Raw genomic sequence first — 13,884 nt, forward strand, 5'->3', positions numbered from 1 at the left:
ATGACAGAGACCGCAGACGAGCCGATACGGTTGTTCGACCGTTACTTCGAGGAGTACCAGGTCGGTGAAATAGCAGAATCCGGCACGAGAACCATCACGGCCGAGGACATCGATACCTTCGCGCACCTGACCGGTGATCACCATCCGGCCCACACCGACGCAGATTTCGCGACGCCGTTGTTCGGCGGAGTCATCGCACACGGTGTGTTGACCTTCGGTGTCGTCGTCGGGCTCACGGTGGAGTACAACCGCAGAGCCGTCGCATACGGGTACGACCGAATCCGGTTTCCCCGCCCCGTATCGGCGGGTACCACGATCCGAGCGAGGTCCGAGGTGGTCGAACTGTCCGAACATCGACGGCGCGACATCGGTTTGGTGACCAAGCAGTACACCGGATTCGACGCGTCAGGCGCGACAGTTCTTGCCTGCAGACACACTATCGCTGTCGACCGAAGGAGCCACACTCTAGTGTCCGATATCCACGATCCAGTCGAGACAGCGCTTGCCGCGTCCCACCACGCTTTCGAGCGCAGCCGCACCGCGACACCGGCACAACGGGCAGCATGGCTGCGAGCGATCGCCGACGGGTTGGATGGTGCCGCCGACGAACTGGTTGCGATCGCCCGTCGTGAAACTCACCTGACCGAAGGACGACTGCGAAACGAACTGGTGCGAACCAGCTTCCAAGCGCGGTTGTTCGCGGACAGGCTCGACGACGGCACGCTGTTCGACACCCGAATCGACCTGGAGGATCCGGCGTGGCCCATGGGCGCGCGGCCCGACATTCGGCGCGGATACGTCCCGATCGGTCCGGTTCTGGTATTCGCCGCGAGCAACTTCCCGTTCGCCTTCTCCACCGTGGGCGGCGACACCGTCAGCGCTCTCGCCGCCGGGTGCTCGGTGGTCGTCAAAGCGCACAGCGGACACCTCGAATTATCCAGGCGGACAGCCGAGATCGTCGTGCAGCAGTTGCACGACGCAGGCGCCCCCGACGGGCTCTTCACCTCGATCGAGGGCCAGGACGCCGGAACGGCTGCGGTGCAGGACCGTCGAATCAAGGCGGTGGGATTCACCGGGTCCGAAGCCGGGGGACGGGCATTGTTCGACCTCGCGGTCGCGCGTCCCGATCCCATCCCGTTCTACGGTGAACTGGGCAGCACGAATCCCGTTGTCGTCACCGAAGCCGGTTGGGCAGCGCGAGCCGACGACATCGCCACGGGGTTCGCGGCATCGTTCACGATGGGGTCCGGCCAGTTCTGCACCCAACCGGGTGTGATCCTGGTTCCCGACGCGGCCGACTTCGTGGCTCGGCTCACCGTCCCCGCGGTCGATCCGATGCTCAACGAACGCATCGCCGACGGTTATGAACGCGCTGTCCGTGAGGTGTCGGGACATCCCGAGGTCACGGTCGCCGCCGTCGGACCGGCCGGTGACGACGCCCCGTCCGCGCACGTGCTCACCTGCAGTGCCGAAGATGTGCTCGGCAATTCCCGCATCGTCACCACCGAGATGTTCGGTCCTGCATCCGTGGTGGTGGAATATCGCGATTCCGCCCAAGCACTCGACGTTCTCCGGCTCTTCGACGGCGTGCTCACCGCCACAGTGCAGGGCGGGGAACAGTTGGACGAGTTCGCCACCGACGCAGTCGATGTCCTCGGCCGGATAGCCGGACGCGTCATCTGGAACCAGTGGCCCACAGGAGTGACGGTCAGTGACGCGCAGCAGCACGGCGGCCCCTGGCCTGCAACGACCGCGCCGACGACCACATCCGTCGGAACCGCAGCTGCATCACGTTTCGTCCGGCCGATCGCGTACCAGAACATGCCGGTGACGTCGCTTCCACAGGAGCTGATGCAGTGACGACATGGACGGGGCTGACCTGGGATCATCCCCGCGGATATCAGGCGCTGCGTGCCGCACTCGACAGTGACGACGCTCCCGGGTGCGACCTGGTGTGGGAGATCCAGTCTCTCGAAGGGTTCGAGGCCGCGCCCATCGGTCGAACCGCCGAGCAGTACGACCTCGTCGTTCTCGATCATCCGCACATCGGTGAGGCACTCGCGCACGGCGCGCTGCGTCCGCTCGACGATCTGTACGACGCCGAAGAACTCCGGCGCTGGAGTTCCGACGCCGTCGGACCGACCGCGGCGTCGTACGTCATGAACGGTCGGACGTGGGCGCTTCCGCTCGATGCGGCGACCCAGGTGTCCGTGCGCAAGGACAAGGGAATCGAGCTGCCCGACACGTGGATCGACGCAGTAGCGCTCTCGGCGGACGTCGAGTGCACGCTCCCGACGTCGGGACCGCACTTGTTTCTCACACTGTGCGGTATCGCGTTGTCGGAGGGTGCAGATCCAGGGCACGCGGCGGCAGGAGGGTTTCTGGGCGCCGAGGACGTCGACAACGCGGTGGAGATTCTGCGCCACTTCGTGCCGGATGGCCGTGGCACCACGGAGACTCACAATCCGATCACCGTACTCGAGCAGATGGCGCAGGACGGCGGACCGCAGTACTGCCCGCACATCTACGGATACGTGAACTACTCGAAGACTGTGCGTCCGTTGCTGTTCGGCGATGCACCTGCGGGCAGGGCAGGCAGGCGCGGATCCGTACTCGGCGGCACCGGCATCGCCTTCAGCAGCAGGCGCACCCCCTCGGCCGAACTACTCGATCACGTCCGGTGGTTCATGAATTCGGTGACCCAGCAAGGCTTCGTCTTCGACAATGCAGGCCAGCCGGCCCACATCGACGCGTGGGACAGTGAACCGGTCGACGCGTCGTCGCACGGGTTCTTCCGCAACACTCGCGCCACCATGAACGATGCCTGGATTCGCCCACGGCACGACAACGCCATCGCGTTCCAGCACGATGCGGCCGATGCTGTCCGCGCGTGCCTGTTCGGCCATCGAGACACCGAACGACTTACCCGAGATATCAACGCCCACTTCACCGCCTCGAAATCTGTCTCGAAAATGGAGCTGTCCCGATGACTGTCACGTGGCCACCCACCGTCGACGACGTGCTGCCCGACGACCATGAGCAGGCCATCCTGGTCGGCCGTGTCATGACCTCGACGGGCCCGTGCGTGGTGACCGTCCGTGACGAACGCGTCATCGACATCACGCACGACGTACCCACGGTGCGGGATCTGGCAGAGACTGCCGACCCGGCCCGCTTCGTCTCGTTCTGCGAGGGAGTCGATCTCGGTTCACTCGCCGCGATTCTGGCCAATACGCCACCCGAGAATCGCGACACCACCATCCCGTGGCTGCTGAGCCCCATCGACGTGCAAGCCGTCAAAGCAGCCGGTGTCACGTTCGCGGTCTCGATGATCGAGCGCGTCATCGAGGAACAGTGCGGCGGCGACGCCACCGAGGCGGCGCACTTTCGCGCAGTGTTGGCCGACCGGATCGGCACCGACCTGTCCGCGCTGGTACCGGGGTCGCCGGACACCGTGCGCCTCAAGGAGTTGCTGCTCGCGAAGGGGGCGTGGAGTCAATATCTGGAAGTCGGCCTCGGACCGGACGCGGAGATATTCACCAAGACCTCCCCGATGGCATCGGTCGGTACCGCGGTCGACGTCGGCCTTCATCCGCGTTCGAAGTGGAACAACCCCGAGCCCGAGGTGGTACTGCTCATCTCGTCGACCGCTCGGATCGTGGGGGCCTGCCTCGGCAACGACGTCAATCTCCGTGACTTCGAGGGTCGGTCGGCGCTGCTGCTGACCAAGGCCAAGGACAACAATGCCTCCGCGGCGATCGGACCGTTCATCCGTCTGTTCGACTCGACGTTCGACCTGGACTCGGTGCGGGCGCTGACGGTCGACCTGCACGTCAGCGGAACCGACGGTTTCGAACTGACGGCCGCGTCGTCCATGTCCGAGATCAGCCGTGACCCCGTGGACCTGGTGGCGCAGCTGATGGGTACGCATCACCAGTACCCGGACGGCGCCGTGCTCTTCCTCGGCACGATGTTCGCTCCGGTTCAGGACCGCGGCGAACCCGGGCACGGCTTCACCCATCGGCCCGATGATCTGGTGGTCATCAGCTCGCCCCGACTCGGCGGACTCGTCAACCGGGTACGTACGAGCGACGATTGCGAGCCGTGGACCTACGGCGTCTCCGACCTGTTCCGGAGCCTCGCCGATCGGGGATTACTGGTCTAAGGTGATCGGCCATGGCCGACATTCAGGTGGACACGCCCACTGGACCGATCGATGCAGTACTGGAATCCCCGGACGGATCGGGGCCGGGTGTGGTCATCGTGCACGACGCCTTCGGGCTCAGTGACGACACACGTGCCATCGCTCGACGGTTCGCCGCCAAGGGATACGTGGCGCTGGCACCGGATCTGTACTCCCGCGGAGGCAGCAAATGCGTCATCGGCGTGTTCCGATCGCTTGCAGGTCAGAGCGGCGTCGCGATCGACGATCTGCTTGCCGCACGTGACTTCCTGGCGCGGCAGGACAACGTGACGGGGAAGGTCGGCATCGTCGGCTTCTGCATGGGCGGCGGGTTCGCACTGTTGCTCTCGCCCAAGGGGTTCGATGCCAGCGCGCCGTTCTACGGAATCACTCCCAAGCGCGTCGACGAGGTGCTCGAGGGTGCGTGCCCGATCGTCGCGTCCTACGGTAAGAGCGACCCCATGCTGATCGGTGCTGGCAAGAAGATCGAGCAGGTGCTGTCCGACAAAGGGATTCCGCACGACGTGAAGACCTATGCCGGGGCAAGCCATGGTTTTGCCAATGCGGTTCCCTCGGGGGCAAAAGGGGCCTTCGTTCGCGTCACCGGCATGGGCTGGCGCGGTGAACAAGCCGAGGATGCCTTCGGGAGAGTGTTCGACTTCTTCGGCGAACACCTCAGTGAAGCTCGTGGACCGTCTGCTTCCCTTTGAGCCAACGATTGGGCAGGCGGCCGACGAGCTCGCCCAGCGGATTGACCGCGGCAGCGAGTATTTCGACGGTGTCCTGCAGGATGTCGATGCTGACACCCATCCGTTCCAGGTTCGGTGCAAGTGACGACAGCGTCTCGGACAAGCTGACCAGCTGATCCAGCGGGCCGCCCTTGGCCGTGAGTCGTTCGATCGCGCCGCCCTCGGACAGCAACTGCTCGAGCAGGCCACCCTCCTCGATGGCGCGTTCGATGATCCCGTCCTTGCGGGTCAGAAGCTCGAGCGGCCCGTCGGTGGCCGTGAGCCGTTCGAGCGGGCCGTCGACGGCGGTGATGCGGTCGAGCAAACCGCCCTCGGCCAGTAGTCGTTCGAGTGGGCCGTCCTCGGCGAGCAGTCGGTCGAGGGGGCCATCGGTGGCGGTGATGCGGTCGACGGGTCCACCCGGTGCGAGCAGCCGGTCGAGCGGCCCTCCCTCGCGCAGGGCGTTGCCGAGTGCCCGGTCGTCCGACGTCAGCTGCCCGAGCTGCGTGAGCAGCTGCAGCGTGCCGCCGCGGGGATTGGCGGCACCCGAATCCAGCGCCAGACGCGTCGTGGACAGCGCGATCTCGGTGACCGAGAGCGCCGTTTCCGCCGCGGCGATCCCGACGCGCACCGGCAGTGTGATCGCGGACACCCAGTTCATGGTCTCACTCTAACCGCTGGGGTCCTGCCTGCGCCGAGCAGTTCAGTGCAGCACCTTCAATCCGACCACGCAGCCGACGATGCCCATGAGCAGGGCGACCTTGATCCACGACGCCGGCTCGTCCCCGGTGACCATCGCGTAGGTGACGGTGAGTGCGGCGCCGATGCCGACCCAGACCGCGTATGCCGTGCCGGTGGGGAGTGAGCGCATCGCATACGCCAGCCCGCCCATGCTGGCGACGAGAGCGACGCCGAAGACGATCGTCGGGATCGGGCGCGAGAAACCCTCGGATTTACCGAGCGCAGTGGCCCAGATTGCTTCGAGAACGCCGGAGATGACAAGAATGACCCACGCCATGAGAAAACACTCCCATGCACCGTCTTGTCGCTGGCCGGGTACGGTGCGCTCGTCCGCTAGTCATGGAGACTGGTACCAGGGTACCACTTACCGTTCCCAGGAACCTCACAGCAAGAGTGCAGCAAGCAAGCAGGTGCCCGGTACATGATGTATCGGTGAGCGAAACTCCTGAGGCACGCGTATTGGTAGTCGACGACGAGCCGACCATTCTCGAACTCCTGTCGGTCAGCCTGCGTTTCCAGGGCTTCGAGGTGCAGACGGCGTCGTCCGGGCCCGAAGGCCTCGACAAGGCCAGGACGTTCCGGCCCGAGGCAGTGATTCTCGATGTCATGATGCCGGGAATGGACGGCTTCGGACTCCTGCGACGACTGCGCGCCGACGGCGTCGATGCACCCGCGTTGTTCCTCACCGCGCGTGATTCGGTGGAGGACAAGGTCTCCGGCCTGACACTGGGCGCCGACGACTACGTCACCAAGCCGTTCAGTCTCGAGGAAGTCGTGGCGCGCCTGCGCGTCATCCTGCGTCGATCGGGCAAGACCGAGGACACCGCACCCTCACGAATTTCGTTCGCGGACATCGAACTCGACGACGACACTCACGAGGTGTGGAAGGCGGGCGAGCCGGTAGCGCTGTCGCCCACCGAGTTCACGCTGCTCCGCTACTTCATGGTCAACGCGGGAACCGTGCTGAGCAAACCACGGATCCTCGATCATGTCTGGCACTACGATTTCGGCGGTGAGGTCGGCGTCGTGGAATCCTACGTCTCGTATCTCCGTCGGAAGGTCGACACCGGAGACACCCGGCTCATTCACACCTTGCGGGGTGTCGGTTACGTCATGCGCCAACCACGGTGAAAGCCCTGCCAAGACTTCGGGATGTCCCGCTGCGGTTCACACTCGTCGCGGCGCTTCTCGTACTGGTCGCTGCCGGACTGCTCGCGTCGGGAGTCGCGGTGACGTCGGCGCTCGAGAGTTCGCTCGTCCAGCGGCTCGATCGAAGCCTGATCGACGCCTCGCACGGGTGGGCCGAGCCGAAGAACGGGGCACTGCCACCGCCGAACGAGTCGCGGCGACCGCCCACCGACTTCTACGTCAAATCCGTGAAGGCCTCCGGCGTGGTCAATTTCGAGGAGGACGCGGGTTCGGACGAGCCCGATGTCGACGGCGTCGACGGCTCGCGCCCTGTCACTGTGGGCTCGGTCGACGGCGGAGACACCCGATGGCGGGTACTGATCGTCACCAACTCCGATGGCACCACCGTCGTCGCGCAGAGTCTGACGCAGACCGAGATCACCGTCGACAAGCTGATCGTTCTTCAATTGGTCATCGGTGCACTGGTTCTCGGCGTTCTGGCGATACTCACCTATTTCGTGGTGCGCCGTAGCCTGAGACCGCTGGTTCAGGTCGAGGAGACGGCCGCAGCCATCGCTGCCGGTGATCTGCACGAGCGAATCCCCGAACGCAGCGAGCGCACCGAAGTGGGAAAACTCTCGGCCGCGTTGAACGGCATGCTGTCGCAGATTCAACGCGCATTCGCAGCCAGCGAGGCGTCCGAGGAGGCGGCACGGGCGTCGGAGAACAAGATGCGACGGTTCGTCGCCGACGCCAGCCACGAGCTGCGCACGCCGCTGACGACCATCAGGGGGTTCGCCGAGCTCTATCGTCAGGGCGCGATGACCGACATCACGTTGTTGATGAACCGAATCGAAGGTGAATCGGCGCGCATGGGCCTGCTGGTCGAAGACCTGCTGATGCTGGCACGCCTCGACGCGCAGCGTCCCCTCGAAGCCAAGTCCGTCGATGTGCTCGCCATCGCTGCCGACGCCGTGCACGACGCCAACGCTGTTGCCCCGGAACGTAAAATCTCGCTCGAGGTGCGGCAGGGACCCGGTATACCCGAAGTGCTCGGCGACGACGCCAGGCTGCGGCAGGTGCTGGGGAACCTGGTGGGCAACGCAATTCGGCACACGCCACCGGACGCATCCATCGTGATCTGCGTCGGAACCACCGACACGTCGGTGTTGCTGGAGGTTCGAGACACCGGCCCCGGGTTGTCGGCGGAGGAATCCGAGCACGTCTTCGAACGTTTCTACCGCGCGGATTCCTCGCGTACCCGCGAAAGCGGCGGCAGCGGACTCGGGCTGTCGATCGTCGCCGCGTTGGTCGCCGCGCACGGCGGCTCGGTCACGGTCGACAGCGTCCCCGGCGAAGGTGCGACCTTCAGGGTCGAACTCCCGCGGAACCTCTAGCGGTTCGAGTGCGGCAGGCGAGGACCACAAGAGCCCCGACGACCGATACTGCCGCAGTGAACAGGACCGCGGTGTTCCAGCCGGCGACAAGAGCGGCGTCCGTCGGGCTTCCGGTCGGGATCGCGACGACGGCCACCACCGTCACTCCGATCGCGGAGCCGACGTAGCGCGCTGTGTTGTTGGCGCCGCTGCCCATGCCGGCTCGGCCTGCGGGGACGCTCGCGACGGCCTCTCGGCCCAATGCGGCGTTGAGAACCCCGCTGGCGATTCCGGCGACCAGAAGGCCGGGCACCAATCTGACCCACGTCGACGTCTCGGACAGACCCAGCAGGCCCAGCTGCCCGACAGCGACGCCGATCAGCCCGACGGCCAACTGCACGCTGCCCGTCATCTGTGCGGGGATGTGCCGCGCGAGAAGCGCCGTGACGACCGAACTGCCGGACCAGACGAACAACAGCACGGCAGCGCCCAGGGCATCGATGCCGAAGGCGTTGCCCAGAAACCCCGACATGAACGACATCAGTGCGATGATGCCCGCGCCTGCGGCCAATGCCGCTGTGGTCGCTGCGACGAACGCGGGTTGGGTGAGCAGACGCAGATCGAGCATTGCCGAGCGAGTGCGCAGTTCGGTGACGCCGAACGCCACCAGCAGCAGTGCCGACACGGCGAACAGGGTGATCGGAACCGGCTGCACCCACCCTTGCCTGCCTTCCACGAGTGCGGCGAGCAGTGCGCTGACGCCGGTCGCCAACAGCAGTGCGCCCAGCGGATCGAGACCGCGTGGGGTCTCGATCCGCGATTCCTCGACGCGTCGGTGCGCAACTGCGGCCAACACCACCGTGGCCACGGCCATGAGCCAGTAGGCATCGCGCCACGTCGCGATCCGGTCGAGACCTGCGGCGACCAGCGGGCCGAGTGCGATTCCGGCGCCGACGCTCGCACCCCAGATGCCGCTGGCCCTGGCTCGGGACGGACCGGCGGGGTGGGTGTGCGCGATGATGCCGAGGCTCGACGCGACAACCGCGGCACCGCCGAGTCCCTGCACGACGCGGGCCAGTACGAACACCAGTGTGTTCGGAGAGACGGCACACGCAACCGATCCGAGCGCCAGAATCACGGCGCCGACGACGAAGGTGCGTCGCCTGCCGAAGTCGTCGGCGATGGTTCCTGTGGTCAGCAACGCGGCGGCGAGGCCGATGCTCATCGAGCTGAGAATCCATGTCTTACCGGCGGCGTCACTGCCGAGCGTTGCAGCCGTGGGGTTGATCGTGGCCAACGGTGCCGTGAACGCGACGAGCGTCAGGAGCGTGCCGAGCGCTGCGATCGTCAGCGCCCGTCGCTGAGCAAGCGCGGGTTCGGTGATGGTCATGGGAGCCCTTCGGTTCGGTGACCGAACTGTAACGCCCCGAATTGGTTCGGTCAACAGACCGTTCGGGTAGGGTGTGGACATGGCACTGGGTGTGGATTACGCGGCGCAGGACTGCTCGCTCGCGCGTGCGCTCGAACTGATCGGCGAGCGGTGGACCCTGCTCATCATCCGCGACTCGCTGTTCGGCGTTCGTCGATTCTCCGACTTCCATGCCCACCTGGAGATGTCCAAGGCAGTTCTGACGCAGCGATTGTCGAGCCTGGTCGACGAGGGTCTCCTGCACCGTGAGCCACGGGGAGGCCGCGACGAGTACGTGCCGACGGATGCGCTGATCGAGCTCTGGCCCGCGATCTTCGCGCTGAGCACGTGGGGCGGCAGACACGCTCCGGCACCGGGTGGGCCGCGTCGAGAATTCCTGCACGAGAAGTGCGGAACCCTGCTGACCGTGGGCGGCATGTGCGCCGAGTGTGGTTATGCGCCCACGGCGCACGACGTGCTGATGCGACCCGGGCCGGGAATCGGCGAGACAGTGCGTCCGAATCTGGTGTCGAAGGCACTGCGCTCGCCGCGGCGGCTGCTGGAGCCGATCAGGTAGGAACGTTCGCGCCGTAACCCAGTTCGGTCAGCGCGGCCTTGATCTTCGACGCCGCCTCGTCCTGAGACTCCGGCGACGGGCTCGGATTGGCGCCGGAGATGTCGAAGTTGCCCATCTCGTACGCCGGGAACACGTGTAGGTGCAGGTGCGGCACTTCCAGGCCCGCGATCAGGAAGCCGGCGCGTGGTGCGTCGAAACCTTTGATCACAGCCTGGCCGACCTTCTGTGCCACCGACGTCAGCTGCGCGAAAACCGCGCCGTCGACGTCCTGCCACTGGTCGATCTCCTCGCGCGGAACGATCAGCGTGTGGCCCTGGGTGACCGGCGCGATGGTCAGAAATGCCACGACGTCGTCGTCCTCCCACACGAATCGTCCCGGGATGTCGCCGCTGATGATCTTGCTGAACACGGATGCCATCGCCCCAGAATAGGCCCCACGAGAGGGCCCCCAGGAAACTGCCAGCTCGGATGCAGGGTGGTCGCAGGGGAGGGGTCGAATCTCGAACACATGACATCGAACTCGCTACTACGAGCAGACGGCCGTGAGCCCGGCTCGGGGCAGGGCAACAGCGCGACGGCCACGCTCGAGGTGGTCATTCCCGTCTACAACGAGGAGGCGGATCTCGAACAGTGCATCCGGCGCCTGCATGCGCACCTCGACGAGAACATCCCTTTCCGGGCGCAGATCACCATCGCCGACAACGCCAGCACCGACGGCACACTGGCCGTCGCGCATCGTCTGGCCGACGAGATCGACGGTGTGCGAGTTCACCACCTGGAGGAGAAGGGCCGAGGACGCGCACTCAAAGCGGTGTGGCTCGCCTCCGATGCCGACGTCGTCGCGTACATGGACGTCGACCTCTCCACGGACCTGAATGCGCTGATGCCGCTGATCGCCCCGCTGTTGTCGGGACACTCCGATCTCGCGATCGGCTCGCGCCTCAACCGTGCATCCCGTGTCGTGCGCGGAGCCAAGCGTGAATTCATCTCGCGCAGTTACAATCTGATTCTGCGTACCTCGCTGCGCGCGAAATTCTCCGACGCCCAGTGCGGCTTCAAAGCAATGCGCACCGACGTTGCCCGTCAACTTCTTCCGCTCGTACAGGACACCGGATGGTTCTTCGACACCGAACTCCTCGTCATCGCCGAGAAAGTCGGGCTTCGTATCCACGAGGTCCCCGTCGACTGGGTCGACGACCCTGACAGCAGCGTCAACATCGTCGACACCGCAGTGAAGGACCTACAGGGGTGCTGGCGCGTCGGTCGCGCGCTCGCCACCGGCGCGCTGCCGGTAGCGGCTCTCCGTAAGAGCCTCGGACGGGAGCCGCTCGTGGCCGGAGTGCCGCACGGAATGGTCGGACAGATGATGCGATTCGGCATCATCGGAGTCGCGAGCACACTGGCCTACGCTCTGCTGTATCTGATCGCGCATCCCCTGATCGGTGCGCAGGCAGCCAACTTCATGGGTCTGCTCATCACCGCAGTGCTGAACACGGCGGCGAACCGCGCGTTCACCTTCGGTGTGCGAGGGTCCGAGGGCGCAGGCAAGCATCAGATGCAAGGGCTCGTGGTCTTCGGAGTTGCGCTTGCGCTCACCAGTGGATCGCTCGCCATTCTGCATGCCGCGGCGCCCGATGTGTCCCGGCACGTCGAACTCGCCGTGCTCGTGGTCGCGAACCTCGTGGCCACGGTCTGCCGATTCGTCGCCCTTCGCTGGGTGTTTCGTAGCACCGAGGACGTGCAGCAGTGACGACATTGATGGAACGTCCCGTCGACGCACCGATCGAGAAGACCAGCACGCGGTGGGAATGGATCGGGCTCGCTGCACTTCTGATCGGCACCGCCGTCGCCTACATCTGGGGCGTCGGCGCCTCCGGATGGGCCAACTCGTTCTATTCCGCTGCAGTGCAAGCCGGTTCGGTGTCCTGGAAGGCATTCTTCTTCGGCTCGTCGGATGCCGCCAACTCGATCACGGTGGACAAGCCCCCGATGTCGCTGTGGCTGATGTCGCTGTCGGTGCGGATATTCGGGCTCAGCTCATGGGCGATGCTGATACCGCAGGCACTGCTCGGCGTCGGGTCCGTCGCGTTGCTGTGGGCGACGATCAGGCGTCAATTCGGTTCGGCAGCAGGGCTCCTCGCCGGGCTCGCGTTGGCCGTCACTCCCGTCGCGGCACTGATGTTCCGCTTCAACAACCCCGATGCGCTCCTCGTGCTGCTGATGATCGCGGCCGTCTGGGCCTCGATGCGCGCGGTCGAGGACGGCCGCACGCGCTGGCTGGTACTCACCGGAGTGTTCGTCGGCTTCGGGTTCCTGACCAAGCAGCTGCAGGTCATGCTCGTCATTCCGCCGATCGCGCTGATGTACCTGTATGCCGGCCCGCCGAAGTTCGTCAAGCGGTTCCTTCAACTGATCGCCGCACTCGGCGCGGCGATCGTCTCCGCCGGCTGGTGGCTGGTGGTCGTCGAACTCTGGCCTGCGTCGTCGCGGCCGTGGATCGGTGGCTCGCAGAACAACTCCATTCTGGAACTCACACTCGGCTACAACGGGCTCGGTCGACTCAGCGGCGACGAGACCGGAAGCGTCACCCCGGGCGGTGCAGGTGCAGGTGCAGGTGCGGGTGCAGGCGGCGCAGGCGGCGGCATGTGGGGAGAAACCGGCATCACCCGCATGTTCGACTCGTCCCAGGGCGGCCAGATCGCCTGGCTGATTCCGTCGGCGCTGATTCTTCTCGTGCTCGGAACGGTACTCCGCGGCCGGGCGCGCCGTACCGATCCGCAGCGAGCCGCACTCGGCGTGTGGGGACTGTGGCTGCTGGTCACCGGCCTGACATTCAGCTTCATGGCAGGCATCTTCCACTCCTACTACACGGTGGCCTTGGCGCCGGCGATCGCTGCACTGGTCGGCGCGGGAAGCGTCCTGGCGTGGCGTCACCGCGACCGATTCCCAGTCCGGATCGCCCTGGCGGTCGCAACCCTTGCCGCAACGGCGATGGCGTGGATTCTGTTGGGCCGCAGCGCCGACTTCGTGCCGTGGCTCCGCTGGGCGATCCTGGTTGTCGGCGTGATCGGCGCAGTGCTTCTGCTGGTGCCTGCGATGACTCGTGGAAAGCTCGCTGCCGCGTCGATTCTCGCCGTGATGTTCGCAGGCCTCGCCGGGCCGACCGCATACGCGGTGAACACCATCGACACCCCGCACACCGGATCCATCGTGACGGCAGGCCCGTCGACCGGAATGGGCGGATTCGGCGGCGGCCGCGGTGGCATGCCCGGTGGCATGCGGGACGGCGCCGGTCAGATGCCGGCTTCCGACGGCCGCGCAGGTGGTCAGGGTGGCACGCGCGGTACAGACGGAATGGGCGGCACGGACGGTATGGGCGGCGCAGCGGGCGGGTTGCTCAGTGGCAGCACCCCGACCGCGGAGATCACCTCGCTGCTCGACGCCGACGCCGAGTCCTACACGTGGGTGGCCGCGGCAATCGGATCGAACAGTGCATCGGGCTACCAGCTCGCCACCGAGGAGCCGGTCATGGCCATCGGCGGATTCAACGGTACCGATCCGTCACCGACGTTGGAGGAGTTCCAGGAGTACGTCGAGCAGGGCCGGATCCACTACTTCATCGCGAGCGGAGGAATGGGCGGTAGCAATTCAGGCACCTCGGCCGAGATCTCGGAATGGGTCACCGCGAACTACGCCGCCACCACGGTCGACGGCGTCACACTGTACGACCTCACCGGGTAACC

Annotated in this window: 13 protein-coding genes and 1 riboswitch; of the genes, 9 read left to right on the forward strand and 4 right to left on the reverse strand. The window is 65.8% G+C overall.

Going from position 1 to position 13,884, the window contains the following annotated elements; all coding sequences use genetic code 11:
* Genes RY1_RS27580 through RY1_RS27595 form a run of 4 tightly spaced genes read left to right on the forward strand, consistent with a single transcriptional unit; the run spans position 1 to position 4,893 of the window.
* Positions 1-1,860, forward strand: coding sequence for an aldehyde dehydrogenase family protein (locus tag RY1_RS27580; protein WP_084727934.1), 1,860 nt, complete (start codon positions 1-3; stop codon positions 1,858-1,860).
* On the forward strand, positions 1,857-2,990 hold the full coding sequence (locus tag RY1_RS27585) for a type 2 periplasmic-binding domain-containing protein (RefSeq protein WP_072807241.1): 1,134 nt from the start codon (positions 1,857-1,859) through the stop codon (positions 2,988-2,990). Before RY1_RS27580 ends, RY1_RS27585 begins: the two co-directional genes overlap by 4 nt.
* On the forward strand, positions 2,987-4,165 hold the full coding sequence (locus tag RY1_RS27590) for a fumarylacetoacetate hydrolase family protein (RefSeq protein ID WP_072807242.1): 1,179 nt from the start codon (positions 2,987-2,989) through the stop codon (positions 4,163-4,165). The genes RY1_RS27585 and RY1_RS27590 overlap by 4 nt, the downstream gene beginning before the upstream one ends.
* Before the next feature lie 11 nt (positions 4,166-4,176).
* Entirely contained in the window at positions 4,177-4,893 is a 717-nt protein-coding gene (locus tag RY1_RS27595) for a dienelactone hydrolase family protein (protein WP_072807243.1), read from the forward strand.
* Here RY1_RS27595 and RY1_RS27600 read toward each other — a convergent pair.
* Positions 4,859-5,572, reverse strand: coding sequence for an ABC transporter (locus RY1_RS27600; RefSeq protein ID WP_072807244.1), 714 nt, complete (start codon positions 5,570-5,572; stop codon positions 4,859-4,861). The two genes, RY1_RS27595 and RY1_RS27600, sit on opposite strands and share 35 nt — an antisense overlap.
* A 42-nt stretch (positions 5,573-5,614) precedes the next feature.
* The gene (locus RY1_RS27605) at positions 5,615-5,929 is read right to left on the reverse strand and encodes a DMT family transporter (protein WP_072807245.1); all 315 of its coding nucleotides are present in this window, start codon (positions 5,927-5,929) and stop codon (positions 5,615-5,617) included.
* A 13-nt stretch (positions 5,930-5,942) separates the two neighbouring features.
* Positions 5,943-6,004: riboswitch (guanidine-III (ykkC-III) riboswitch) on the reverse strand.
* Between the two features lie 80 nt (positions 6,005-6,084).
* Here RY1_RS27605 and RY1_RS27610 point away from each other — a divergent pair.
* Positions 6,085-6,783: a response regulator transcription factor gene (locus RY1_RS27610; RefSeq protein WP_072807246.1), complete on the forward strand. Its 699-nt coding sequence runs from the start codon at positions 6,085-6,087 to the stop codon at positions 6,781-6,783.
* 5 nt (positions 6,784-6,788) lie between these two features.
* On the forward strand, positions 6,789-8,177 hold the full coding sequence (locus RY1_RS27615; protein ID WP_174565490.1) for a sensor histidine kinase: 1,389 nt from the start codon (positions 6,789-6,791) through the stop codon (positions 8,175-8,177).
* Here the strand turns inward: RY1_RS27615 and RY1_RS27620 are convergent.
* Positions 8,149-9,546: an MFS transporter gene (locus tag RY1_RS27620; protein ID WP_072807248.1), complete on the reverse strand. Its 1,398-nt coding sequence runs from the start codon at positions 9,544-9,546 to the stop codon at positions 8,149-8,151. The two genes, RY1_RS27615 and RY1_RS27620, sit on opposite strands and share 29 nt — an antisense overlap.
* Before the next feature lie 79 nt (positions 9,547-9,625).
* On the opposite strand from RY1_RS27620, the gene RY1_RS27625 reads away from it, so the two are divergent.
* Complete coding sequence (locus RY1_RS27625) at positions 9,626-10,141, forward strand: winged helix-turn-helix transcriptional regulator (RefSeq protein ID WP_072807269.1); 516 nt, start codon at positions 9,626-9,628, stop codon at positions 10,139-10,141.
* On the opposite strand, the gene RY1_RS27630 is transcribed toward RY1_RS27625, so the two are convergent.
* Complete coding sequence (locus tag RY1_RS27630; protein WP_072807249.1) at positions 10,134-10,559, reverse strand: HIT family protein; 426 nt, start codon at positions 10,557-10,559, stop codon at positions 10,134-10,136. The genes RY1_RS27625 and RY1_RS27630 overlap by 8 nt on opposite strands.
* 90 nt (positions 10,560-10,649) lie before the next feature.
* On the opposite strand from RY1_RS27630, the gene RY1_RS27635 reads away from it, so the two are divergent.
* Entirely contained in the window at positions 10,650-11,891 is a 1,242-nt protein-coding gene (locus RY1_RS27635; RefSeq protein ID WP_072807250.1) for a bifunctional glycosyltransferase family 2/GtrA family protein, read from the forward strand.
* Complete coding sequence (locus tag RY1_RS27640; RefSeq protein WP_072807251.1) at positions 11,888-13,882, forward strand: glycosyltransferase family 39 protein; 1,995 nt, start codon at positions 11,888-11,890, stop codon at positions 13,880-13,882. Before RY1_RS27635 ends, RY1_RS27640 begins: the two co-directional genes overlap by 4 nt.
* Positions 13,883-13,884: the final 2 nt, after the last annotated feature.

This window comes from Rhodococcus yunnanensis NBRC 103083, assembly GCF_001895005.1.
Classification (GTDB): Bacteria; Actinomycetota; Actinomycetes; order Mycobacteriales; family Mycobacteriaceae; genus Rhodococcoides; species Rhodococcoides yunnanense.